This window comes from Streptomyces sp. NPDC058239 (assembly GCF_042882185.1).
Taxonomy (GTDB): Bacteria; Actinomycetota; Actinomycetes; order Streptomycetales; family Streptomycetaceae; genus Streptomyces.
The window spans coordinates 99,517-123,427 of the sequence record NZ_JBHVWS010000023.1 but is presented as its reverse complement, the minus strand read 5'-3'; the positions used below and the strand labels follow the sequence as shown (position 1 = coordinate 123,427).

Here is a 23,911-nt window from a genome sequence, read left to right as displayed (position 1 = left end):
CGGGCGTATCGGCCCGACTGTCACTCATATCGGCGGCGGTCGGGCTGTGCTCGTTTCCGGTTCCACCGACGTGATCATGATGGTTCCACGAGGGGTTGGGGCCGGGACGGCCGAGGAAGCAGTGCCGCGCCGACGGTGCGGGCGTGAAGTCGTGGAGACTCCGTCCGCACTGCCGATGGTGCGTGGCCGGGTCCCAACGCAAGCGCCCACGGCAGAAGCCCTGGGCAGGGCGAACGCAGGGGAATGGCTGTGCACCTGACTCCACATGAACAAGAGCGCCTGATGATTCATCTGGCGGCGGACGTCGCCGAGAAGCGCCGGGCCCGGGGGGTGCGGCTCAACTACCCCGAGACGGTTGCGCTGTTGACCGTGCATGTCCTCGAGGGGGCCCGGGACGGCAGAACCGTCGCCGAACTCATGTCATCCGGACGGAAGTTATTGTCCCGGAAGGAGGTCATGGAGGGCATCCCCGAGATGATCAAGAACGTTCAGGTGGAGGCCACGTTCCCCGACGGTACGAAGCTGGTCACCATCCACGACCCCTTGCCGGAGGCGGGCGAGGAGGAAGAGGGGCTCGTCTCCCCGGGGCAGGTCGATTACTCCACGAAGCCGGAAGACAGGCTCGTGCCCTTCAATGAGGGCCGTGAGATCACTTCCCTGACCGTCGAGAACCCGTGTGACCGTCCCGTCCAGGTCGGTTCCCACTACCACTTCGCCGAGGCCAACTCCGGGCTGGAGTTCGACCGCGAGGCCGCTTGGGGCAAGCGCCTGCACGTCCCGGCCGGCAGCTCCGTACGCTTCGAACCCGGCATCACCGAAGAGGTCGAACTCGTACCCATCGAGGGCAAGCGACTGGTCCATGGCCTGCGCGAAAGGATCGACGGTCTGCCCGGCAAGATCGACGGTTCACTCGACAACACCGAGGGCCCGTTCGGTGAGGTCGCAGGAGAGTCCAATGACTGACTTCGCCGAGTGTCCTTGCTGCCCGGAGCCCCCCGAGCGCTCCGATCCCCTGACCCGGTCCGCGTACGCGGACCGGTTCGGCCCGACGGTCCGCGACCGCATCCGGCTCGCCGACACGGAGCTGCGGATCGAGATCGAGGACGACTGGGCGGGCGGCCCCGGGCGCAGTGGGAACGAGATGGTCTTCGGCGGCGGCAAGGTGATTCGTGAGTCGATGGGGCAGTCCATCGCGCCGCGCGACCCGGCCGGTGCCGACGAGCCGGGAGGCCCTGGCGGGTCCGATGGCGGCGAGGTCGTCAGGCCCCCGGACACGGTGATCACCGGTGCCGTCGTCCTGGACCACTGGGGCATCGTCAAGGCCGATGTCGCCATCCGCGACGGCCGCATCACCGCGCTCGGCAAGGCGTACAACGACGAGACCATGGACCCCCTCCACGAGGGGGCCGGCAACCACAACGACGTCGGCCCGATCCCCACGGACTTCGTCATCGGCCCCGACACCGAGGTCATCGCGGGCAACGGGAAGATCCTCACCGCGGGCGGGGTCGACACGCACGTCCACTTCATCTGCCCCGAGCAGGTCGGTGAGGCGCTGTCCGCAGGCGTGACCACGCTCATCGGCGGCGGTACGGGACCTGCGGAGGGCAGCACGGCCACCACCGTCACACCCGGGTCCTGGCACCTCGCCCGGACATTCGAGGCGCTGGACTCCTTCCCCGTCAACGTCGGACTGCTCGGCAAGGGCGCCACGATGTCGGAGGAGTCCATGTACGACCAGGTGGACGCGGGTGTCATCGGCTTCAAGATCCACGAGGACTGGGGCGCAACGCCGGCGGTCATCAAGAAGTGTCTGGAGGTCTGCCGGCAGACAGGAGTCCAACTCGCACTCCACGCCGACTCGTTGAACGAGGCGGGTTTCGTCGACGACACCATTCGGGCCATCGACGGCCACTCCATCCACGTCTTCCACGTCGAGGGCGCGGGCGGCGGCCATGCCCCCGACATGATCAAGATGGTGCATGAGGGCAATGTGCTGCCCGCCTCCACCAACCCCACTCGGCCACTGACCATCAACACGGTCAAGGAGCACTTCGACATGGTGATGGTCTGCCATCACCTCAACCCGAAGATCAAGGAGGACCTGGCGTTCGCGGACTCCCGGATCCGGCCCTCCACGATGGCCGCCGAGGACATCCTGCACGACCTCGGTGCCATCTCGATCATGTCGTCCGACGCCCAGGCCATGGGCCGCATCGGCGAGATGATCATGCGTACCTGGCAGACCGCGCACGTCATGAAGACGCGGCGGGGCCTCCTGGAGGGTGATAAGCGGCCGGAGGGTGAAGAGCCGGAGGGCGGGCGGCCGGTGGGCGCCGACAACAGGCGAGCCCGGCGGTACGTCGCGAAGTACACCATCAACCCGGCGATCGCCCAGGGAATCGACGCAGTGGTCGGGTCCGTGGAGCCCGGCAAGCTGGCCGACCTGGTGCTGTGGGAGCCGAAGTTCTTCGGGGTCAAGCCGCACCAGGTGATCAAGGGCGGGCAGATCGCGTACGCGCAGGTGGGCGACGCCAACGCGTCCATCCCGACCCCGCAGCCGGTCCTGCCCCGCGCCATGTGGGGTGCCACGGGCCTGGCGCCCCGCTCCACCTCGTTCAACTTCGTCACCCAACGGGCCATCGACAACGGGTTGCCCGAACGTCTCCCGCTGGGCAAGCAGTTCAAGGCCATCAGCAGCACACGTGACATCGGCAAGGCGGACATGAAGGAGAACAGCGCCACCCCCGATGTCCGGATCGACCCCGACACCTTCGAGGTGATCGTCGGGGGCGCAAAGGTGGAGGACGTGACGACCTGCATCGATGGCCAGATCGTCGAGCGGAACTATCCCCGTGAGCTCCCCATGGCACAGCGGTACTTCCTCTTCTGAGATCCCGGAAGAGGACCGCGCGGGACGAATCGGGCCGCGAGCTGTGAAGCGTGAGCTTCGAAGACGAGTGACGAAAGGTGACCTGCGAAATATGAGCCGCGCCGCGCTGTTCGTCCTGGCCGACGGCCGCTTCCCCGCCGGAGGGCACGCGCACTCCGGCGGAGCCGAGCCGGCCGTGGCCGCGGGCCGGATCAAGGATGCGGACTCGCTGGAGGAATTCTGCCGGGGGCGGTTGCACACCGCGGGTCTGGTCGCGGCGGCACTGGCCGCCGCGGCCGCCGCGGGCCACGACCCGTCGGCGCTGGACGAGGCCGCCGACGCCCGTACTCCGGTGCAGGCGCTGCGGACCACTGCCCGCAAGCTGGGGCGGCAGATGATGCGGGCCGCCCGCGCGACCTGGCCGTCGGCCGAGCTGGATGCGCTGGCCGCGGCCCGGCCGCGCGGCGCGCACCAGCCGGTGGTGCTGGGTCTGGCCGCGCGGTCGGCCGGGCTGGCACCGCTGGATGCCGCGTATGCGGTGGCGTACGAAACCGTCAGCGGGCCGGCCACGGCGGCGGTCCGGCTGCTGAGTCTGGACCCGTTCGACGCCACCGCCGTCCTCGCCCGCCTCGCCCCCGACCTCGACCGGACCGCCGCCGCGGCGGCCGCGGCCGCCGGGCGCATCCCCGAGGAGGGGTTCGACGCCCTGCCCGCCGCCTCCGCGCCGCTGCTGGACATCACCGCGCAGCAACACGCCGCCTGGCCGGTACGCCTCTTCGCCTCCTGACACCCATGACCACGGAACACCACGCACGACTGGAGCCCGTATGCACCTCGACCACGCAGAGACGTTCCCCGAACGCCACACCTACAGCGCTGAACCCCGGCGCCCCGACGGCACCCGGCGTGCCCTGCGGATCGGCCTGGGCGGGCCGGTCGGCTCGGGCAAGACCGCCACCGTCGCAGCCCTGTGCCGGGCGCTGCGCGACGAGCTCTCCATCGCCGTGGTCACCAACGACATCTACACGCGCGAAGACGCCGAATTCCTGCTCCGCGAGGCGGTACTGCCCGCCGAGCGGATCACCGCGGTGGAGACCGGTGCCTGCCCGCACACCGCGATCCGGGACGACATCTCCGCCAACCTCGAAGCCGTCGAGGACCTGGAGAACGCCATCGGCCCCCTCGACCTGGTCCTGGTGGAATCGGGCGGCGACAACCTCACCGCCACCTTCTCCAAGGGTCTGGTCGACGCCCAGATCTTCGTCATCGATGTGGCGGGCGGCGACGACATCCCGCGCAAGGGCGGCCCCGGCGTCACCAATTCGGACCTCCTCGTCATCAACAAGACCGACCTCGCCCCCTACGTCGGCTCCGACCTGGAGAGCATGGCGCGCGACGCCGAGGTCCAGCGCGGTCACCTCCCCGTCGCCTTCACCTCCCTCAAGACCGAGGGCGGTGCGAAGCCGGTTGCCGACTGGGTCCGCGAGCGCCTCACCGACTGGACCGCAGGCCCCGCATGACCCTCGCACCCCCGCCGGCCGCGGCGGCTTCCGGGCGGACTGCCGTGGGCGTACGTGCCACCGCCCGCATCGCGGCAACTGCCGGCGGCACCACCACCACGCTGCCCGTCCTCGACGGCGACGGGCCCTTCGAACTGCGCCGCCTGCGCTCGCACGGTAGTGAGGCGCGGGTGTGCATCGTCGGCGCGATGAGTGCCCCTCTCGGCGGTGACCGGCTGCGTATCGAAGCGAGCGCCCAGCAGGGCGCGGCGCTGCACATCACCTCCGCCGCCGCGACCCTCGCCCTGCGGGGCCCGACCTCCGAGCACGCCACGTACGACGTGCATCTGACGGCAGGGGAGCACGCACAGCTCCACTGGCTCCCCAAGCCGTTGATCTGCGCGGGCGGCAGCGATCTGCGCCAGACCTGGACCGTCGATCTCGCCCCCACCGCGCGGCTCGTACTGCGCGAGGAACAGATCCTGGGACGCACGGGCGAATCTCCCGGCCATGTGGCGACGCGTCTCACCGTCCGAGGCGGTGGGCGGACTCTGCTGGACCAACAGGCCGAGTACGGACCGGGTGCACCCGGCTGGGACGGCCCCGCCGTCCTCGCCGGCCACCGCGCGGCCGGACAGCTCCTGATCGTCGACCCGGACTTCGAGGAGTCGCCCCTCGAAGTCCAACTGCTCGGCGGCTCCCCGGAGGAGGGCCAGGCCGTGCTGACACCGCTCGCCGGTCCCGCCGCGCTGGTCACCGCCGTCGCCCCGGACGGCCTTCGCCTGCGCCACCTCCTCGACACGGCGCAGGCCGCCTTCCGCCGTACCGTCCCGGGCGGACACGGGCGCATCCGCGTTCCGTGAGGGGTGCTGAGGTGGGGCACCCCGGGTGATCGCCAACGGTGATGACAAACTGGACGGCATGGCTTACGACGATCTTCGTTCCCTCCTCCGGGCCCTGGAGCGCGAGGGCGAGCTCAAGCGCATCAAGGCCGAGGTCGACCCGTATCTGGAGGTCGGCGAGATCGTCGACCGGGTGAACAAGGCGGGCGGGCCCGCGTTGCTCTTCGAGAACGTCAAGGGGTCCTCGATGCCCCTGGCCATGAACGTCTTCGGGACCGACAAGCGGCTGCTCAAGGCGCTCGGGCTGAAGTCGTACGCCGATATCAGCGACAGGATCGGCGGGCTGCTCAAGCCGGAGCTGCCGCACGGCTTCGTCGGGGTGCGGGAGGCGTTCGGGAAGCTCGGCTCGATGGTGCATGTACCGCCGAAGAAGGTGAAGTCCGAGAGCGCGCCCGTGCAGGAGGTCGTGCTCACCGGCGACGACGTGGATCTGGATCAGCTGCCCGCGCTCTTCACCTGGCCCGAGGACGGCGGATCGTTCTTCAACCTGGGGCTCACCCATACCAAGCACCCGGAGACGGGCGTGCGCAATCTGGGTCTGTACCGCCTCCAGCGTCACGACCGGCGCACCATCGGGATGCACTGGCAGATCCACAAGGACAGCCGCAACCACTACCAGGTCGCCGCCAAGCGTGGGGAGCGGCTGCCGGTCGCCATCGCGTTCGGGGCACCGCCCGCGGTGACGTACGCCTCCACCGCGCCGCTGCCGGGGGACATCGACGAGTACCTCTTCGCCGGGTTCATCCAGGGCAAGCGGATCGAGATGGTCGACTGCAAGACCGTGCCGTTGCAGGTCCCGGCGCAGGCGGAGGTCGTCATCGAGGGGTGGCTGGAGCCCGGGAAGATGCTTCCCGAGGGGCCGTTCGGCGACCACACCGGCTTCTACACGCCGCAGGAACCGTTCCCCGCACTGACCATCGACTGCGTGACCATGCGGAAGCGTCCGCTGCTGCAGTCGATCGTGGTGGGCCGGCCGCCGACCGAGGACGGGCCGCTGGGGCGGGCCACGGAGCGGTTCTTCCTGCCGCTGCTCAAGATCATCGTGCCGGACATCGTGGACTACCACCTGCCGGAGGCTGGCGGCTTCCACAACTGTGCGATCGTCTCGATCGACAAGAAGTACCCGAAGCACGCCCAGAAGGTGATGAGTGCCATCTGGGGTGCGCACATGATGTCGCTGACCAAACTGATCGTCGTCGTGGACTCCGACTGCGACGTCCACGATCTGCACGAGGTGGCGTGGCGGGCGCTCGGCAATACGGACTACGCGCGCGACCTCACCGTCACCGAGGGGCCCGTCGATCATCTCGACCATGCTTCCTACCAGCAGTTCTGGGGTGGCAAGGCGGGCGTCGACGCGACGAAGAAGTGGCCCGAGGAGGGTTACACCCGGGACGGGGGCTGGCCGGACATGGTCGAGTCCGACCCGCAGACGGCGGCGAAGGTCGACCGCCGGTGGAAGGAATACGGACTGTGAGCGCCGCCGAAGCAGCACTGGGCTCAGGGCCCGTACAACCGAACAGCAAGGTCAAGGCGTTTCTGCGGCTCGTGATGATCGAGCACTCGGTCTTCGCGCTGCCCTTCGCGTACATCGCCGCCCTGACCGCGATGTTCCAGGCGGACAAGTCCATCCACTGGGTCACGCTGCTGCTCGTCACCATCGCGATGGTGGGGCTGCGGACGTTCGCGATGGCCTGCAACCGGATCATCGACCGGGAGATCGACGCCCGTAACCCGCGCACCGCGAGCCGGGAACTGGTCACCGGGGCGGTGTCCGTGAAGTCGGCGTGGACGGGGGCGCTCGTCGCCGTTGTCGTCTTCCTCGGGGCGGCGGCTCTGCTGAACCCGCTCTGTCTGGCGCTCGCGCCGGTCGCCGTCGTGCCGATGGTGGTCTATCCGTACGGGAAGCGGTTCACCCACTACCCGCACGCCATCCTGGGGATCGCGCAGGCCATAGGGCCGATCGGCGCCTGGCTGGCCGTGACAGGCAGCTGGTCGTGGGACGCGGTGATCCTCGGTCTCGCGGTCGGGATCTGGATCGGTGGCTTCGACCTGATCTTCGGCTGCCAGGACGTCCAGGCGGACCGGGCGCACGGGGTGCTGTCGGTGCCGGCCCGGTTCGGGATTCCGGCCGCGCTGTGGGGTGCGCGGGTCTGCCATGCGGTGACGACCGGGCTGCTCGTCTGGTTCGGGCTGGCCACGGAGGCCGGCCTGTTCTACTGGATCGGCATGGTGATCGTCGCCGTCGCCTTCGTGTACGAGCACCGGGTGGTGCGGCCGCACGATCTGTCCCGGCTGAACCGGGCGTTCTTCTCGGTCAACGGGTTCATCGGAATAGCGCTGTTCGCGTGCGCGCTGCTGGATCTGCTGGTGCGGGGTCTGACGGTCTGAGCCGGACAGGCCCTACGGCATGAGCGGTTGGGCGGGTGTCGCCGTGCTCCGGCGGCGGCGGAAGACGAACGCCGCCGCCACGCCCGCCGCCAGTCCGAACAGGTGGCCCTGCCAGCTGACCGAGGTGTTGGCGGGGGAGATCCCCAGCAGTATCGACGAGCCCCATATCGCGCCGATCACCAGCCCGGCGCCGATGTCCAGCACTCTGCGGTCCACGAAGCCGCGGACCAGCAGATAGCCGAAGAGGCCGAAGACCAGTCCGGACGCGCCCGCCGTGTTGGAGCCGGCCGGCGAGACCAGCCAGACCCCGAGACCGTCGACCACGATGATCAGCGCGGCCACGGCCGCGAACCGGCGTATGCCGCCCAGCGCGGCCAGGAAGCCGAAGACCAGCAGCGGCACGCTGTTGGAGGCGACATGGCCGAAGCCGAAGTGGATGAAGGACGCGGGCACGACGTCCAGCAGTTCGCCGGGCCGGCGCGGCTCGATCCCGTACGTGTCCAGTGAGTGGCCACTCGACACGTCGACGACCTCGAGTATCCAGAGGAACGCCACCCAGCCCAGCATCAGCTTGGCCGCAGCCTTCGCGCGGTCGCCCGTGCTCCACGCCGGTGCAATTCGATCTGACGATGCGGCCATCGCGGCCCCCTGCCGGTCTCCTGTGTCGCCCCTGTTTCCACCCCTCAGAACGGCTGAGGCACCTTACTCGGTTCCGGGTTCGGGCAGCCGGATAGGCTCGGCTGTGTGGATTCCGGGACTTCAGTGAGTCAGCACCAGCGGCAGCCTTGGATTGTCGGGGTTTCAGGCGCTTCGGGCACCCCATTCGCCGCCGCCGTGCTGCGCGGTCTGCTGGCCGCGGGGGAGAGCGTCGATCTGGTGGTGAGCCGGGCGTCGCGGCTGACGCTGCTGGACGAGACCGGGATCGCGTTCCGCGACGCGCACTGGCAGGAGGATCTGCGCAGCTGGCTGGCGCGAGGGGCGGACGGCAAGCCGCACACCTTCGATGTGGACGTCGAGGGGGTACAGCACTGGGCGGCCGGTGATCTTGCCGCCGGGCCGTCCTCGGGGTCGTACCCGGCGAAGGGGATGCTGATCGTCCCGGCTTCGACGGCATGTGTGGCCGGGGTGGCGCTCGGACTCTCGAAGGACCTGCTCCAGCGGGCCGCGAGCGTGACGCTCAAGGAGCGGCGGAAGCTGGTTGTCGCGGTGCGGGAGACACCGCTGAACGGGCAGACGCTGAAGCATCTGGTGAGCCTGGACGAGGCGGGCGCCGTCGTGCTGCCCGCCTCTCCGGCGTTCTATGCGGGGGCGACGCACATCCAGGATCTGGTGGACTTCGTCGCAGGGCGGGTGCTGGACGCGGCGGGGGTGCCGCACGACCTGTACCGCCGATGGGAGGGAGAGCTCGGTGGCGGCTCTCACGGCTCCGGAGACTGAGCCTGTGGTCAGCGCTTCTTCTTGGCGCGCGGGGTGCGGGTCTTGTCGACCCGGTGCGCGGCGGCGGGCTGGTGGGCACGCGAGCGGTTGGCCAGATCCTGCAGCTCGCGCATTCGGGCGTAGGCCATCTCGATCGTGTACACGGTGTTCTCACTCCTGAAGATTCGAAAGCATTTTTTGGATGTTCGGAAAGATTTGCAGGTGCTGAAGCCTGCATACCTTAGATTCTACACGTAAACTCGCGGTACTGCTGAACAATGGAAGGTTTCAGTCACATGGACGCGGTGGACAGGCAGCTCATCCAGGCCCTCAGGGAGAACGGCAGGGCCTCGTACGCCGAGCTGGGGCGGCTCGTCGGGCTCTCCGGGCCCAGCGTCACCGACCGCATCAACCGGCTGGAAACCGCCGGTGTAATCACCGGCTACCGCGCCACCGTCAACGCCGCGTCCCTGGGGCTCGGGGTCACGGCTCTGATCGGTATCTCGCTCTCCGACGCCGCCGATCACGAGGATGTGGCGCGCCGGCTGAAGGACCTCGCGGAGATCGAGGACGCCTGGTTCATCGCGGGCGACGACTCGTACATGCTCAAGGTGCGGGTCGGTGACGTGGACGGCCTGGAGAAGACCATCCGCCGGCTCAGCGGTACGAAGGGCGTCTCGCGCACGCGTACCACGATCGTGCTCTCCACCAAGTGGGAGAACCGGGTCGGGGAACTTCCCGAGGAGGCGTAGGCGTAACGTGGTGGAGCCCCCGGGTGGCCGGGGGTTTCGCCCGGTAGCACCGGGAAAGGTACAGCGCGTCGACAACTGGGAGGCAGCCGCATGGACGTTGGGCTCAAGCGCGAGCTGGAGGAGAAGGTCCGCGCAGGGGAGCGGCTGACCCGTGAGGACGGCATCGCCCTCTACGAGTCGGACGACCTGGCCTGGCTCGGCGGCCTCGCGCACGAGGTGCGTACGCGCAAGAACGGCGACGTCGTGCACTTCAACGTCAACCGGCACCTCAACATGACCAATGTGTGCACCGCGTCGTGCGCGTACTGCTCGTTCCAGCGCAAGCCGGGCGAGAAGGACGCGTACACCATGCGCATCGAGGAGGCCGTCCGGCTGGCGAAGGCGATGGAGGGCGAGAACCTCACCGAGCTGCACATCGTCAACGGGCTGCACCCCACTCTGCCGTGGCGTTACTACCCGCGCTCCCTCAGTGCGCTGAAGGAGGCCCTGCCGCAGGTCTCCCTCAAGGCGTTCACCGCCACCGAGATCCACCACTTCGAGACCATCTCCGGGCTCTCCGCCTCCGAGATCCTCGACGAGCTGATCGAGGCCGGTCTGGAGTCGCTGACCGGTGGCGGCGCGGAGATCTTCGACTGGGAGGTCCGCCGGCACATCGTGGACCACAACACCCACTGGGAAGACTGGTCGCGCATCCACCGCCTCGCCCACGAGAAGGGTCTGAAGACCCCGGCGACGATGCTGTACGGGCACATTGAGGAGCCGCGTCATCGCGTCGACCACGTGTTGCGACTGCGCGAGCTGCAGGACGAGACCGGCGGCTTCCAGGTCTTCATCCCGCTGCGCTACCAGCACGACTTCGTGGACATGAAGGACGGCAAGGTCCGCAACAAGCTCCAGGCGCGGACGACGATGGCGACCGGCGCCGAGGCGCTGAAGACCTTCGCGGTCTCGCGGCTCCTTTTCGACAACGTCCCGCACGTCAAGGTCTTCTGGGTGATGCACGGTGTGCAGACCGCCCAGCTCGCGCTGCAGCACGGCGCGGACGACATGGACGGCTCGGTCGTCGAGTACAAGATCACGCATGATGCGGACAACTACGGCACGCCGAACAAGCTCGGCCGTGAGGATCTGCTGGACCTGATCCGTGACGCGGGCTTCCGGCCCGTCGAGCGCAACACGCGGTACGAGATCATCCGCGAGTACCCGGGCCCGGACGCGGAGCGGCGCGAGTCGCCGCAGCCGATGCGCGTCTGACCTGTCCGGCCTGTCGCGTCGTCAGTAGTTCGGATGTGTGGGAGCCCCGGCCGCCGGCCGGGGCTTTCTCGCGTACTGGACAAGGCTTGAGGCGATGGATCGGTAATAGTTAATCTGCGCCTATGGCGCTTACTTTTGAGCTGGACCCCAAGTTCGACCGCACCCTGCGGGACGGCATCGCCGAGCTGTGGACCGATGTCTCCAACGCGGGCGGTGCGGTCGGCTTCGTACCGCCCGTCACGGCCGACGACGTCCGGCCCGAACTGGTCAAGCACCTGGTCGCCATGGCCGAGGGGCGGACCCGGCTGCTGGTCGGTCACGACGAGGAGGGCGCCGTCGCGGCCACGGCCTTCCTGGCCTTCAACACACACCGGCTGATGACCCACTGGCTCTGGCTCTACACGGTGATGGTCCACCCCCGCCATCAGGGCAAGGGCTACGGGCGCGACCTGATGGACGCCGCGGCACAGGCCGCGCGCGGGATGGAGGGGATGGAGGCGATCCGGCTCACCTGCCGCGGCGGCACCGGTGTCGACCGGTTCTACGCCTCGTGCGGGTACAAGGAGGTCGGGCGGGTGCCCGACGCGATACGGGTGGCGGACGGGGACGACCGCGACGACATCATCATGCTGCTGCCGCTCGGCTGAGGCCCCGGCCCCGATTCGCCGGACAGGCGGGCGGCCCCGTCGGACCCCCTTTTGGTGCAGCCCTCCGAAGTGATCGATTCCGGGGCATGCTTCACTGGTCGGGCAGGATCGCAGGACTGTCGTACGTAGAGAGGGGCCAACTGTGTCCGCTGCCAAGCCGAGCGCGACGATTCGGTACACCGCGATGCGCCTCAGCATCTTCGTCGGCTGCTTCGCCCTCGCAGCTGTGGCCGTCCACTTCGGTCTGCTTCCCTCGGGGGCGGGTGGCTCCAATTTCGTCTGGGTGATCCTGCTCGCGCTGGTCCTGTCCGCGCCGCTCAGCTATGTGCTGCTGCGCAAGCAGCGTGACGAGATGTCCGCGCAGATCGTGTCCACGGTCGACCGCACGAAGGCGCGGCTCGAAGCGAACCGGACCCGCGAGGACCACGTCACCCAGTGACGACCCGGTGAGGGTGACGTAAGGGCTACGTAAGGTTCCTCACACCCCGCACGGTTTCCGTATGAGACCCCGGTGCCGGAGCAAGCGCTCCTGTACTGGGGTTTCGTCGTTCCCGCAGGTGCGCCGGGTGCGCCGGGCCTGTGTTCTCGCCCAAAGAAGACCTTTGAGGTTCTCAAAGTTCAAGTGTTAACGTGTTCGACATGAAGACAGCAGTGCGCCATCGATTCGCCGCGAGCGTCCCGCTCGTGGAGCGCCTGCACGTCGATCTATGCCGCTGTATGTCCGCGGTCTGTTGCCGCAACGTCTGAACCGGCACCATGCAGCGGCGCCGCCCCTGACGCGGGCGCCGCACCCCCGTCCCCCCGCACGGCGTCCCCGTGCGCCCCGATGCGTCACGTCAGGAGTGTGTCCGTGTCCGCGAATCCCGCGTCCGCCGCCGAGACCGACAGTCCGTCCGGCTCCGGCTCCGGTTTCCGTATACCCAAGGTCCCGTTCTGGGCCCAGATAGTCGCCGGTCTCGTACTCGGTGTCGTACTCGGGTGGCTTGCCCGTACATACGACATCAACTGGCTCTACACCACGCTCGACAAGGTCGGTCACATCTTCGTCCAGCTGCTGAAGCTGGCCGTCGCGCCGCTCGTCTTCTTCGCGATCCTGGTGTCGATCACCAACCTGCGCAAGGTCAACAACGCCGCCCGGCTGGCCACCCGTACCCTGCTCTGGTTCATGATCACCTCGTTGATCGCGGTCGCCATCGGCCTCGCGATCGGCCTGATCACCAACCCGGGTTCCGGTACGGGACTGACCCCGAAGGACGGCAAGCTGCCGGAGCACGCGGGCTCCTGGCTCGACTTCCTGACCGGCATCATCCCGGACAACGTGATCACGCCGTTCACCGAGCTGAACGTGCTCCAGATCGTCTTCATGGCGGCCGTCGCCGGTATCGCAGCTCTCCAGCTCGGCGAGAAGGCCCAGCCGATCCTCACCCTCAGCGAGTCAGTCCTGGAGCTGCTCCAGAAGGCCCTGTGGTGGGTCATCCGCCTCGCCCCCATCGGCACCATCGGCCTCATCGGCTACGCGATCGCCGACTACGGCTGGGACCTGATCGGCAAGTACGCGACGTTCACCGCCGACGTCTACATCGGCTGCGCCCTGGTGCTGTTCGGGGTGTACCCGCTGCTGCTCGTCACGGTCGCCAAGCTCAGCCCGCTGCAGTTCTTCAAGGGCGCCTGGCCGGCGATCCAGCTGGCCTTCGTCTCCCGATCCTCGGTCGGCACGATGCCGGTCACCCAGAAGGTCACCGAGCGCCTCGGTGTCCCGAAGGAGTACGCCTCCTTCTCGGTCCCGTTCGGCGCGACCACCAAGATGGACGGCTGCGCCGCGATCTACCCGGCGCTGGCGGCGATCTTCATCGCGCAGATCTTCGACGTCCAGCTGGGTGTCGGTGACTACGTCCTGATCGCGTTCGTCTCGGTGATCGGCTCCGCGGCCACCGCCGGTCTCACCGGTGCGACGGTCATGCTGACCCTCACGCTGTCGACGCTGGGCCTCCCGCTGGAGGGCGTCGGTCTGCTCATGGCCATCGACCCGATCCTGGACATGATGCGTACGGCCACCAACGTGGCGGGTCAGGCGCTGGTCCCGGTGATCGTCTCGGCCCGCGAGAAGATCCTCGACCACGACGCGTACAACTCGGCCTCGTCCTCCCCGGTGGAAGACACCGAGGTACGTGACGCCGAGCCGCAGCGCGTGCCGGTCGCCGCGTAACGACTCGGCTTGCGGCGAGCGCCCCCGGTCCGTCGACGGACCGGGGGCGCTCGCCGTTGCGCGGGCTCCGGCCGGGACGGCGGTGCCCGCTCCTGCCCGGAGCGGTTCGCAGCCGTGGTGCCGGAGGGCGGCAGCGGCGGGCGGTGCTCCGCGGTGAGGCGGCGCGGCTGCGGACCCGTACCGCTGCCGTGCAGGCCTCGCTGGACCTGGGCGAGTGCGCTGGGCTGTGAGCACGGCGGCTCCACCCGGTGCCCGCACTACCGCACGCACGTGGCACTCGGGCTCCGAGCACCAGGTGCGTACGCGACGCGACGTGCCTTGTCCCGTCCAGGCCGGATCAGTGCTGGAACCCGACCTCGGGGTTGTCCGGTGTCGGGCCGTCCAGGAGAGGCTGGGGCGTGCCCCGCAGATGCAGATCGAAGAAGGCCGCGACATAGTCCCGGGTGATCCGCATCGAGCGTTCGCCGGAGAGCGGTGCCTCGGGGTCGACAATGCCCAACTGGCCTCCCAGTGAGGGGACATCGGTGAAGGTGAAGTGGCCGGAGTCGGTGACGGTCAGCCAGCGCTTCCAGCCGTCCAGCCGCGCCCAGCCCTCGTCCCAGCTCTCGTCCTCACCGCCGGGACGGTGGTCGGAGGCGGTGCCGAGCATCAGGAACGGTCTGCCGCCGAGTCCGCCGGCGGGGACCGGGTCGAAGAACGTGCCGTCCATGTCGACCCCGGCGCGCACCCGGTGGTCGACGGCCATCGTCGAGGCGGTGGCGTTGCCGCCGATGGAATGACCGGCCATGCCGATCCGGCCCGGGTCGATCATGTGGGCGTGACGCCAGGTCGGGTGACGGCCGGTCAGCCGGTCCAGTACGAAGGAAAGGTCCTTGGCCCGCCCCGTGGCCACGGCTGCAATCCCCGTCGTCGCGGTCTGTTCGCAGGCGGCACAGGTGAGCAGGCGCCCGCCGGGGAAGGTGGTGCCGGTGGACTCGTACGCGTGGTCGACCGTCGCGACGACGTATCCACGGCTGGCCAGGTCCTCGGCCAGGCCGGTCAGTGTTGTCCGCGGCGTGCCGAAGCCGGGGGAGAGCACCACCAGCGGGAACCGGCCGGGTGCCGGGCGGGCGGCCAGGCGGGCGTGGGTGAGGGTGGCGCTGACCGTGGTCGCGGGGACCACGTCCTCCAGACCGCGGGCCGCCAGCATCAGCCGGGCTTCGTCCGTGGTCATGTACGGCGCGGTCGTCGTGCCGCTGCCGGGCCGGGCCGGGTAGTGGACCGACACCATCAACTGCCGGGCGCCCGCCGCCGGGACCCAGGGGGCCGGGCGGCTCCGGTCGGTCAGATGCAAGGTGTCCCGGCCCGTTGCGTAAGGTCCGGTCGGCCGGGGGACTTCGAGTGACGGTCCGGTGGCGGCGTGCGCCGCAGGGGTCGTATCGGGACGGGTTCCGGGACCTGGGGCGGCTAAGGCGGTCGTGGGTGAGGCGAGCAGGACGGCCAGGGTGATCGCCGTGGCCGTGATCCGGCTGCGAAGACTGATCATGGTGAAGACGCTACGGATCCGGCCGTGCGGGAGCATCGCGCGCAGGGGGGAACCGCTGTCCCACCACAGGGTGATCCCGGGCCTTGAGAGACATGACTTTCGTCGAGGGTACGAACCGGCCACTCGGCGGTTGCGGAAGCCCTCTCCGTACGACGCGCGAGGGGCCTGCGCCGTACTCTTGCCGAGGAGCAGGACAGCGGGGGTGGGAGGAAACCGACGTGGGTGCTGTGAAGAGCAAACGGATGCCGCGTGCCGTGCGTGAGCAGCAGATGATGGACGCCGCCGTGCAGACCTTCGGTCAGCGCGGATACCGTGCCGCCTCGATGGACGAGATCGCCGAGCTGGCCGGGGTTTCCAAGCCACTGGTCTACCTGTACCTCAACTCCAAGGAGGAACTTTTCACCGCTTGTATCCGGCGCGAGGCGAAAGCGCTGGTCGACGCGGTGCGGGCGGGGGCGGAGCCGGGGCTTCCGGCCGATCGGCAGCTGTGGGCCGGGCTGCGCGCGTTCTTCACGCACACGGCGGAGCATCCGGACGGCTGGGCGGTGCTGCACCGCCAGGCGCGCACGCACGGGGAGCCCTTCGCCACCGAGGTCACGGTGATGCGGGACGAGATCGTTGCGTTCGTGACGGGTCTGATCGGGGCCGCGGCACGCGAGGCGCACCACGATCCGGCGCTCCCCGACCGCGATGTGTCAGGGCTGGCGCAGGCGCTCGTGGGGGCCGCGGAGTCGCTCGCCGGGTGGGCGAACGAGACCCCGGGCGTCTCGGCGAAGGAGGCCGCGGCCACCCTGATGAACTTCTCCTGGGCGGGCCTGGAGAACCTTATGAACGGCCGTCCGTGGCAGCCGCCGGCCCCGTCTGCGGGCCGGGCGCGCTGAGTGTCGTCCCGGTGAGGTGGATGCGGCCCGCGCCGCGCAGCTGGAAGCCGGTGGAGTCCGCCGCGTAGGTGACGGTGGCCGGCAGCAGGACGGGGGCCCTGAAGTCGGCCCGTACCCGACGGATCTCATGGGGCTGCGGCGCCTCGGCCAGACAGCGGGCGACGGTCCACATGCCGTGGGCGATGGCCCGGGGGAAGCCGAAGAGCCGGGCGGTGAGCGGATACAGATGGATGGGGTTCCGGTCGCCCGACGCGGCGCCGTAACGACGCCCCAGATCACCGGGGAGCCGCCACTCGGCAACGGCGGGGAGCTCCACGGCCGGGGCCGCGTCCCCCGCGGTGGGGGCTGCGCCTGTCGCATGCCGGGAGAGATAGCCGCTGCGGGACTCCCAGACCAGCTCGCCCGCCAGCCGCGCCTCCGTGACCATCGTGACCTCGGTGCCGCGCCGGTGAGGGGCCAACCCATCGGCGTACACCGTGAGTTCGAGCGGATCGGTCGAGTGCAGGGCCCGGTGGCGGGTGATCTCGATCCAGGTGTGGACGAGCCCGACGACCGGCAGCGGGAACCTCCGGGCGGTCATCAGCCGCATGGCGAGCGGGAAGCCCAGTACATGCGGATAGGTGAGCGGCAGCGTGCCCGACTCGGAGAAGCCGCAGATCCGGCTGTACGAGGCGAGGGGGCCGGGGGCGATCGGTGCGGCAGGGAGCACCGCCCGGTCGCCGGGCGCGGTGGCGCCCGGCCGGCCGGCCCTCTTGAACGGGGACGTGACGGCTGCCCGTACGAGTGTCACGTTCAGATTCGGCATGGGGTCACGCACCCAGCAGGCTCTGGCCGCAGACCCGCACGATCTGACCGTTGACGGCCGTCGACGCCGGCTGGGCGAACCAGGCGGTCGTCTCGGCGACGTCGACCGGGAGGCCGCCCTGCGAGAGGGAGTTCATCCGGCGGCCCGCCTCCCGGATGAAGAGGGGGACGGCCGCGGTCATCTTCGTCTCGATGAAGCCGGGGGCCACCGCGTTGACCGTGACACCGTGGTCGGCGGCGGCGCGCGGAGCCAGCGAACGGACCAGGCCGATGATGCCCGCCTTGCTCGCCGCGTAGTTCGTCTGGCCGTTGTTGCCCGCGATACCGGCGATGGACGCGGTGGCGACGATCCGGCCCCCGCGGTTGACGGTGCCCGCCCCGAGCAGGGCGTCCGTGGTGCGCAGCACGCTGTCGAGGTTGACGTCGATGACCGAGTCCCAGCGGTCGGACGGCATGTTGGCGAGCCGGCGGTCGCGGGTGATGCCCGCGTTGTGGACGAGGGCGTCGAGACCGCCGGGGGCCGCGGCGGCGATCCGTTCCGCGGCATCCGCCGCGGTGATGTCCAGCGGCAGCGCGGTGGCGCCGAGCCGGTCGGCGGTACGGGTCAGCTCGTCCTTTGCCTGCGGGATGTCGAGGCAGATGACCTGGGCGCCGTCCCGGGCCAGCACCGAGGCGACCGAGGCACCGATGCCGCGCGCCGCACCGGTGACCAGCGCGGTGCGCCCGGCGAGCGGTGCCGCCCAGTCGGCCACGGGATCGGGCGTGGCCGAGGTCAGCTCGATCACCTGACCACTGATGTACGCGGACCGGGGCGAGAGCAGGAAGCGGAGGGTGGACCCGGCGGAGGCGACGGCATCCGGTGCGATACGGAGCAGCTGCACGGTGGCGCCCCTGCCGATCTCCTTGCCCAGTGAGCGTACGAACCCTTCGAGGGCCTGCTGGGCGGCGGCCTGGTGATGGTCGCCGGCCGACGGCCGCACCCCCACCACCACGATGCGCCCGCCCGGCGCCAGTGAGCGGACCACCGGGTGCAGGGCCGCATGGACATCACCGAGGCCGCCGGGGGTGCCAACGGCCGTCGCATCCAGCACAATCCCCGCAGGACGTTCGGCGCGCCCGGTGACTTCGAGTCCGGTCGCCGCGAGAAGTGCGCCGAGTTCCTCCGTGACAGCGGAGTCCCCGGCGGTGAGGTGCAGCAGCGGGCCGTCGAGCGACCGGGTCTCCAACGACCAGCGGCGCAACGGAGCGGGCTGCGGCAGGCCGAGCCTCCGGGTCAGAAAACGGCCGGGTGCTGTGCCGGTGAAGTGCAGATAGCGGTCGGCCATTGTCCAGACTCCCTGCTCGGTCGTAGATTTACTCCAGAGTAAGGTTACTCAAGAGTCAGGAGCTGGTCGAGATGATCCCCCTCGCACTCCCGCAGCCCCGCAGGGTCGCGGTCATCGGCGGCAGCCGCATTCCGTTCGCGCGCTCCGACGGCCCTTACGCACAGGTCTCCAACCAGCAGCTGCTCACCGCCGCGCTGGGCGGCCTGGTCGAGCGGTTCGGACTCCAGGGGCAACGGGTCGGCGAGTTCGTCGCGGGCGCGGTCCTCAAGCACAGCCGCGACTTCAATCTGGCCCGCGAGACCGTACTCGGCTCGGCACTCGACCCGCGCACCCCCGCGTACGACATCCAGCAGGCCTGCGGTACGGGCCTCCAGGCCGTCATCGCCGCCGCCGGCAAGATCATGCTCGGTACGATCGACTCGGCAATCGCGGGCGGGACGGACACCACGAGCGACGCTCCCCTCGGCGTCAACGACGAGCTGCGCAAACTGCTGCTCACCGCCCGACGGGCAAAATCAGCAGGAGCCAGGATCAAGGCACTTGCGGGGGTGCGTCCCCGGCACCTCGTCCCGGACATCCCGCGCAACGCCGAACCCCGCACCGGCCTCTCGATGGGGGACCACGCGGCGGTCACCGCCCGCCGCTGGGGCATCACCCGCGAGGACCAGGACCTCCTCGCGGCCACCAGCCACCAGCGCCTCGCGGCCGCGTACGAACGCGGCTTCCTGGACGACCTGGTCGTCCCGTTCCGGGGCCTGACCCGCGACCAGAACCTGCGCCCGGGCTCCACGGTCGAGAAACTCGCCACGCTGAAGCCGGTGTTCGGCACCGACCACCCCGACGCGACGATGACCGCGGGCAACTCCACCCCGCTCACGGACGGCGCCGCGACCGTGCTGCTGGCGAGCGAGGACTGGGCCCGGGCCCATGACCTGGAACCGCTCGCCTACCTCTCGCTCCACGAGACGGCCGCCGTCGACTACGTGAACGGCGACGACGGCCTCCTGATGGCACCCGCGTACGCCGTACCGCGCATGCTGGAACGCGCCGGGCTCACCATCGAGGACTTCGACCTGTTCGAGATCCACGAGGCCTTCGCCTCCCAGGTGCTGGCCACCCTCGCGGCCTGGGAGAAACAAGGCCTCGCCCCCGTCGACCGGGACAAGCTCAACATCACCGGCTCATCACTCGCCACCGGCCACCCGTTCGCCGCAACGGGCGCCAGAATCGTCGCCACCCTCGCCGAACTCCTCGCTGAACGCGACGCCCCGTCCCGGGGCCTGATCTCGATCTGCGCAGCCGGCGGCCAGGGCGTCACAGCCATTCTCGAACGCCCGTGACGCACCGAACCGGACAGGCGCCGAACTCCGGCCCGTCCGGCGATTGAGGACATCTTTCGAGCCCGTCCGGCGATTGAGGACGAACCGGCCGCCGGACGGACCCGGCGCCCCGCCCGACCCACGTTGAGGAGCCGCACATGTCCACGCCACCCACCGCCGCCGCCCCCACCCTCGTCGAGCCGACCAAGGTCAGAGCCGCCGACGGCTCGGTGCAACAGGTCTCCGTTCCCCCCGCCGCACCCCCCGTCCGCCGCGGCTCCCTCGCCGAGATCCCGTTCGACAATGCGCGCGAGGCCCCCGCCGACGCCGTCCTCAGCCGCAAGCAGCCGGACGGCAGCTGGCAGGACGTGACGGCGGCGGAGTTCGCCGACGAGGTGCTCGCAGTCGCCAAGGGCCTTGTCGCGGAGGGTCTCGGCGCCGGCGACCGGATCGCGATCATGGCGCGTACGACCTACGAATGGACGCTGCTCGACTTCGCCGCCTGGGCCGCCGGACTCGTCACCGTCCCCATCTACCCGACCTCCTCCGCCTTCCAGGCCCGCTGGATCCTCCAGGACTCCGGCGCCGTCGCCTGCGCCGTCGAGACCGCGGACCAGGGCCGGCTGATAAGCCAGGAACGCAAGCAGCTCGGCGACCTCACCCACCTGTGGCAGTTCGACACGGGCGCGCTCGGCCGGCTGAAGAGCCTCGGCCGGAACGTCCCCGACGACGCCGTCACCGCCCGCCGCGCCACGCTGGAACCCGGAACCCCCGCCACCCTCATCTACACCTCGGGCACCACCGGCCGCCCCAAGGGCTGCGTCCTCACCCACGGCAACTTCTTCGCCGAGGTCGACAACGCGATCGAACTCCTCCACCCGGTCTTCAAGTCGGTCAGCAAATACCCCGCGTCCACGCTTCTCTTCCTCCCCCTCTCCCACGTCTTCGGACGCATGGTCGCGATCGGCTGTCTGCGCGCCCGGGTCCGCCTCGGCCACGCCCCGTCCATCCAGACCGAGGACCTCCTGGCCGACCTGGCCGGGTTCAGGCCGTCGTTCCTGCTGGCCATCCCGTACGTACTGGAGAAGGTCTACAACACCGGCCGCGCCACGGCCGAGAAGATGGGCCGCGCATCGTCGTTCGACCGCGCCGCGAGAATCGCCCAGCGGTACGGACAGGCCGTCGAGGCCGCCGAACACGGCACGGGCCCCGGCCCCGGCCCGGTCCTCCGGGCGGCCCGCGCCCTGTACGACCCTCTGGTCTACCGCCGTATCCGGGCCGCACTCGGCGGACACGTCCGGTACGCGATCTGCGGCGGCTCCCCGCTGGGCCGCCGGCTCGCCTCGTTCTACGCGGGCGCCGGCATCGAGATCTTCGAGGGCTACGGCCTGACGGAGACCACCGCGGCCGCCACCGTCACCCCACCGCTCAAACCGCGCCTCGGCACCGTCGGCTGGCCGCTGCCGGGCACCGCCGTACGGATCGCGGACGACGGCGAGGTGCTGCTCAGCGGCGGCCAGGTGTTCCAGGGCTACTGGGACACCGAACGCGGCGAGGCCGTACCCGTACACGAGGGCGGCTGGTTCGCCACCGGCGACCTCGGTGCGCTGGACGAGGACGGTTACCTCACGATCACCGGCCGCAAGAAGGACATCATCATCACCTCCGGCGGCAAGAACGTCGCCCCGGCACCGCTGGAGGACTGGCTGCGCGCCCACCCGCTGGTCAGCCAGTGCATGGTGGTCGGTGAGAACCGGTCGTTCATCACCGCCCTGATCACCCTGGAGCCGGACGGGCTCGCCCACTGGCGGCAGATGAAGAAGAAGCAGGACGTGCCGATCCGCGAACTGGTGGCGGACGAGGAGCTGCACAGCGCGCTCCAGCGCGCGGTCGACGAGGCCAACCGTCTGGTCTCGCGTGCCGAATCGATCCGCAAGTTCGCTGTGCTGCCGGGGGACTTCACGGAGGACAGCGGGCACCTGACGCCGTCGCTGAAGCTGAAACGGGATGTGATCGCACGGGACTTCGAGAAGGAGATCGAGGCGTTGTACCGGAAGTGACCGCGCGAGCGGCGGCACATGGTCACCGGGGCCGGACCTGTTCCGCGCCTCTCCCGGTTTCCCCTCAGCCGTCCCGCGCGCCTGTCATGCGGTCTTCGGGCGGGCAAAGGTGGCGGGTGCCGACCGGCGGGAGCGTGCGGCGACCAGGTCGGCCGCGAACTTCCGGTTGTTGATGGTCTGTTCGCGGTATTCGGCCGGAAGGTCCGGCAGGGCGAGGAGGCGATCGCAGGAAGCCAGTGATCCGCGCGCGTCGCCGGTCCAGTAGGAGGTGATGGAGTGCTCGAAGAGCAGGCCCCAGCTGTAGATCCAGGGCTCCATGAACAGCCAGTCCTCGGGGACAGGGCGATTGAGACCGGCGACGGCGACCGCGTTGGCCGCTTGATAGCGCCCCATCTTCCTTAGCCGGCAGGTCAGTTCGTAGCAGGCCTCCAATCGCTGCGGTCGGCTCTCCCATGCGCGGGTGAGAGCGTCCATGCCGCCGGGCCAGTCACCGGAGTCGGCCTTGAGCACTCCCACTTGCAGCAGGGCGTAATACACCTCCTCCTCCCATCCGCCCATGCCGGCCCGACGTTCGTACGACGCGATCGCTTCCCGGGTCTCACCCATGTCGCGGAGAGTCTGCGCGAGGTAGAAGACCGTGCGGGGATTGTCCGGGTTGCGCTTGAGGTCTTCGCGCAGCAGGCGGGCGTCCCGGGTGAACTTGTCCCCGCGCGAGCCGCCGTCGGCGAAATGCTCGATGCTGAGGGCCGAGAGATCGGCAACGGTGTGCTGTTGCGCGGTGGTCAGGAATTCGTGGGTCGCGCCCTCGTAGCGCCATGGGATGTCCCCTTTGACCAGCCGGGGGATGCGGTATTCGAGGGCACCGAGATGGCGCAACATGTAGGAGTCGGCGCTCAGTTCGGACAGTTCGGACAGTGGGCCCTCCCGTCGGACGGCCATGTCGGCGTCGATGAGCAGGAGATAGTCGGCCTTGCCGCGTGCGCGTTGGATGTTCAGGGTGCGGTTGTGGCCGAAGTTGGCCCAGAGGTCCTCGTGGAGTTCTCCCGGAATCCCCTTCATCGTGGCGCGGATCAGCTCCTGTGTTCCGTCATGGGAGCCGGTGTCGGAGATCACCCATGTGTCCACCAGGTCGCGTACGGAGTTCAGGCATCGCTCGATGACCTTCGCCTCGTCCTTGACGATCATGCACAGGCAGATCGACGGCTTGCGGTGCAGGGCGGGTGGCCGTTCTTCGGTAGGACGGTCGATCAGATTTGTCATATACATCTCCCAATCTGGCTTTCTGTGGAGTAACACTCCATGGCGAATTGGTGCGGTGTACGGGATCGGCCGATCCGGTCACCGAGAAAAGCGACGCTAGTGCGCCGGAATCCGGTGGTCGCGACGCGACACGGAATTCTCGGGGGTGCGTAGGTGGCCGGGCCAAATAACCAACGTGCCTAACTAATATGCGAATAGGGGCAGATGGTCGAAGCTTTACTCACTCACAAGGGGAGCTGTCAGCACTCGGACGGTAGATCATCGGCGTGGCGCATATGCCCTTGCCCCGTTGCGGCTGTCACAGTCACGGCTCCGATCCACGCAGACCCGGTAAGGAATCCGAAGATGCACAAATCGAGAAGCTGGGACATTCTGTCCCGTTCAACCCTGGGTGCCATGTCGCTGGGTATGACCCTGGCGCTGTGCCCCATGGACATCGCTCACGCAGCGCCGAACCCCACGGGTTCGCAGGCGGCCAACCGATTGATGGCCAGCCGAGTGGCGGCCAGCGTGTCCGGGACGGTCACCTCCCAGATCTCTCAGAACATCCGCAGCGGTCCCACCACCCAGTCGCAGATCGTGGGCAGCGTGCCGTCCGGCGGCGTGGTTTCCATCGCCTGCAAGGTGGTCGGCCAGAACGTCGACGGGAACTCGTTCTGGTACCTGCTGTCCAATGGCAGCGGCTGGATGAGCGCCCGCTACATCTCGACGCAGACCACAGTGCCGTTCTGTGACGACTTCCCGGGCTCGGGCGACACCGGCCCGACGGGACCCATGGGCCCGACGGGTCCGGCGGGT

General features: G+C 69.3%; 23 protein-coding genes. 17 read left to right on the top strand and 6 right to left on the bottom strand.

Annotated elements, in window-relative coordinates:
• Window positions 1–243 precede the first annotated feature (243 nt).
• The 7 genes from ACFVYE_RS24225 (at window position 244) to mqnP (ending at window position 7,664) form a co-directional block, all read left to right on the top strand.
• Window positions 244–963, top strand: a complete 720-nt coding sequence (locus ACFVYE_RS24225; protein WP_383960383.1) for an urease subunit gamma — start codon at window positions 244–246, stop codon at window positions 961–963.
• A complete protein-coding gene (locus ACFVYE_RS24220; protein WP_383960386.1) occupies window positions 956–2,893 on the top strand; it encodes an urease subunit alpha in 1,938 nt (645 codons plus the stop codon). The genes ACFVYE_RS24225 and ACFVYE_RS24220 overlap by 8 nt, the downstream gene beginning before the upstream one ends.
• Before the next feature lie 91 nt (window positions 2,894–2,984).
• Window positions 2,985–3,659, top strand: coding sequence for an urease accessory protein UreF (locus tag ACFVYE_RS24215; protein WP_383960388.1), 675 nt, complete (start codon window positions 2,985–2,987; stop codon window positions 3,657–3,659).
• Window positions 3,660–3,699: 40 nt separating this feature from the next.
• Complete coding sequence (gene ureG, locus ACFVYE_RS24210) at window positions 3,700–4,392, top strand: urease accessory protein UreG (RefSeq protein ID WP_383960391.1); 693 nt, start codon at window positions 3,700–3,702, stop codon at window positions 4,390–4,392.
• Complete coding sequence (locus ACFVYE_RS24205; protein ID WP_389607356.1) at window positions 4,389–5,234, top strand: urease accessory protein UreD; 846 nt, start codon at window positions 4,389–4,391, stop codon at window positions 5,232–5,234. The genes ureG and ACFVYE_RS24205 overlap by 4 nt, the downstream gene beginning before the upstream one ends.
• Window positions 5,235–5,292: 58 nt before the next feature.
• On the top strand, window positions 5,293–6,750 hold the full coding sequence (locus tag ACFVYE_RS24200; protein WP_389607355.1) for a menaquinone biosynthesis decarboxylase: 1,458 nt from the start codon (window positions 5,293–5,295) through the stop codon (window positions 6,748–6,750).
• Entirely contained in the window at window positions 6,747–7,664 is a 918-nt protein-coding gene (mqnP, locus tag ACFVYE_RS24195; RefSeq protein WP_383960400.1) for a menaquinone biosynthesis prenyltransferase MqnP, read from the top strand. The genes ACFVYE_RS24200 and mqnP overlap by 4 nt, the downstream gene beginning before the upstream one ends.
• A gap of 12 nt (window positions 7,665–7,676) precedes the next feature.
• On the opposite strand, the gene ACFVYE_RS24190 is transcribed toward mqnP, so the two are convergent.
• The gene (locus ACFVYE_RS24190) at window positions 7,677–8,303 is read right to left on the bottom strand and encodes a rhomboid family intramembrane serine protease (RefSeq protein ID WP_383960403.1); all 627 of its coding nucleotides are present in this window, start codon (window positions 8,301–8,303) and stop codon (window positions 7,677–7,679) included.
• A 123-nt stretch (window positions 8,304–8,426) separates the two neighbouring features.
• Between ACFVYE_RS24190 and ACFVYE_RS24185 the strand changes: the two genes are divergently transcribed.
• Window positions 8,427–9,101: a UbiX family flavin prenyltransferase gene (locus tag ACFVYE_RS24185; RefSeq protein ID WP_383960405.1), complete on the top strand. Its 675-nt coding sequence runs from the start codon at window positions 8,427–8,429 to the stop codon at window positions 9,099–9,101.
• An 8-nt stretch (window positions 9,102–9,109) separates the two neighbouring features.
• On the opposite strand, the gene ACFVYE_RS24180 is transcribed toward ACFVYE_RS24185, so the two are convergent.
• Complete coding sequence (locus tag ACFVYE_RS24180; RefSeq protein ID WP_266360696.1) at window positions 9,110–9,244, bottom strand: hypothetical protein; 135 nt, start codon at window positions 9,242–9,244, stop codon at window positions 9,110–9,112.
• A 132-nt stretch (window positions 9,245–9,376) separates the two neighbouring features.
• On the opposite strand from ACFVYE_RS24180, the gene ACFVYE_RS24175 reads away from it, so the two are divergent.
• The 5 genes from ACFVYE_RS24175 to ACFVYE_RS24155 all read left to right on the top strand — a co-directional run bounded on the left by ACFVYE_RS24175 (window position 9,377) and on the right by ACFVYE_RS24155 (window position 13,939).
• Window positions 9,377–9,832 (top strand): Lrp/AsnC family transcriptional regulator, encoded by a 456-nt coding sequence (locus ACFVYE_RS24175; protein WP_327368074.1) that lies wholly within the window; start codon window positions 9,377–9,379, stop codon window positions 9,830–9,832.
• 90 nt (window positions 9,833–9,922) lie between these two features.
• Complete coding sequence (gene mqnE / locus ACFVYE_RS24170; protein ID WP_383960408.1) at window positions 9,923–11,086, top strand: aminofutalosine synthase MqnE; 1,164 nt, start codon at window positions 9,923–9,925, stop codon at window positions 11,084–11,086.
• A gap of 122 nt (window positions 11,087–11,208) precedes the next feature.
• Window positions 11,209–11,733 carry a GNAT family N-acetyltransferase gene (locus ACFVYE_RS24165; RefSeq protein WP_383960411.1) on the top strand — a complete coding sequence of 175 codons (525 nt, stop codon included), beginning with the start codon at window positions 11,209–11,211 and terminating at the stop codon, window positions 11,731–11,733.
• Between the two features lie 184 nt (window positions 11,734–11,917).
• On the top strand, window positions 11,918–12,172 hold the full coding sequence (locus ACFVYE_RS24160) for a DUF4229 domain-containing protein (RefSeq protein ID WP_383960512.1): 255 nt from the start codon (window positions 11,918–11,920) through the stop codon (window positions 12,170–12,172).
• A gap of 411 nt (window positions 12,173–12,583) precedes the next feature.
• Complete coding sequence (locus ACFVYE_RS24155; protein ID WP_383960414.1) at window positions 12,584–13,939, top strand: dicarboxylate/amino acid:cation symporter; 1,356 nt, start codon at window positions 12,584–12,586, stop codon at window positions 13,937–13,939.
• Between the two features lie 337 nt (window positions 13,940–14,276).
• Here the strand turns inward: ACFVYE_RS24155 and ACFVYE_RS24150 are convergent, their stop codons facing one another.
• Window positions 14,277–15,464, bottom strand: coding sequence for an alpha/beta hydrolase (locus tag ACFVYE_RS24150; protein ID WP_389607354.1), 1,188 nt, complete (start codon window positions 15,462–15,464; stop codon window positions 14,277–14,279).
• A 242-nt stretch (window positions 15,465–15,706) separates the two neighbouring features.
• Here ACFVYE_RS24150 and ACFVYE_RS24145 point away from each other — a divergent pair, with 242 nt between their 5' ends.
• Window positions 15,707–16,345 (top strand): TetR/AcrR family transcriptional regulator, encoded by a 639-nt coding sequence (locus ACFVYE_RS24145; protein ID WP_389607369.1) that lies wholly within the window; start codon window positions 15,707–15,709, stop codon window positions 16,343–16,345.
• Here the strand turns inward: ACFVYE_RS24145 and ACFVYE_RS24140 are convergent.
• Window positions 16,290–17,150 carry a MaoC/PaaZ C-terminal domain-containing protein gene (locus ACFVYE_RS24140; RefSeq protein WP_389607353.1) on the bottom strand — a complete coding sequence of 287 codons (861 nt, stop codon included), beginning with the start codon at window positions 17,148–17,150 and terminating at the stop codon, window positions 16,290–16,292. The two genes, ACFVYE_RS24145 and ACFVYE_RS24140, sit on opposite strands and share 56 nt — an antisense overlap.
• 4 nt (window positions 17,151–17,154) lie before the next feature.
• Window positions 17,155–18,474, bottom strand: a complete 1,320-nt coding sequence (locus tag ACFVYE_RS24135) for a 3-oxoacyl-ACP reductase (protein WP_383960422.1) — start codon at window positions 18,472–18,474, stop codon at window positions 17,155–17,157.
• 71 nt (window positions 18,475–18,545) lie between these two features.
• On the opposite strand from ACFVYE_RS24135, the gene ACFVYE_RS24130 reads away from it, so the two are divergent.
• Window positions 18,546–19,814, top strand: coding sequence for an acetyl-CoA C-acetyltransferase (locus ACFVYE_RS24130; protein ID WP_383960425.1), 1,269 nt, complete (start codon window positions 18,546–18,548; stop codon window positions 19,812–19,814).
• Between the two features lie 137 nt (window positions 19,815–19,951).
• Complete coding sequence (locus ACFVYE_RS24125) at window positions 19,952–21,853, top strand: AMP-dependent synthetase/ligase (RefSeq protein ID WP_383960428.1); 1,902 nt, start codon at window positions 19,952–19,954, stop codon at window positions 21,851–21,853.
• Window positions 21,854–21,937: 84 nt separating this feature from the next.
• Here ACFVYE_RS24125 and ACFVYE_RS24120 read toward each other — a convergent pair whose 3' ends face one another.
• On the bottom strand, window positions 21,938–23,113 hold the full coding sequence (locus ACFVYE_RS24120) for a glycosyltransferase (protein WP_383960431.1): 1,176 nt from the start codon (window positions 23,111–23,113) through the stop codon (window positions 21,938–21,940).
• A gap of 408 nt (window positions 23,114–23,521) precedes the next feature.
• Here ACFVYE_RS24120 and ACFVYE_RS24115 point away from each other — a divergent pair.
• On the top strand, window positions 23,522–23,911 hold a 390-nt coding region (locus ACFVYE_RS24115), incomplete at its 3' end, for an SH3 domain-containing protein (protein ID WP_389607351.1).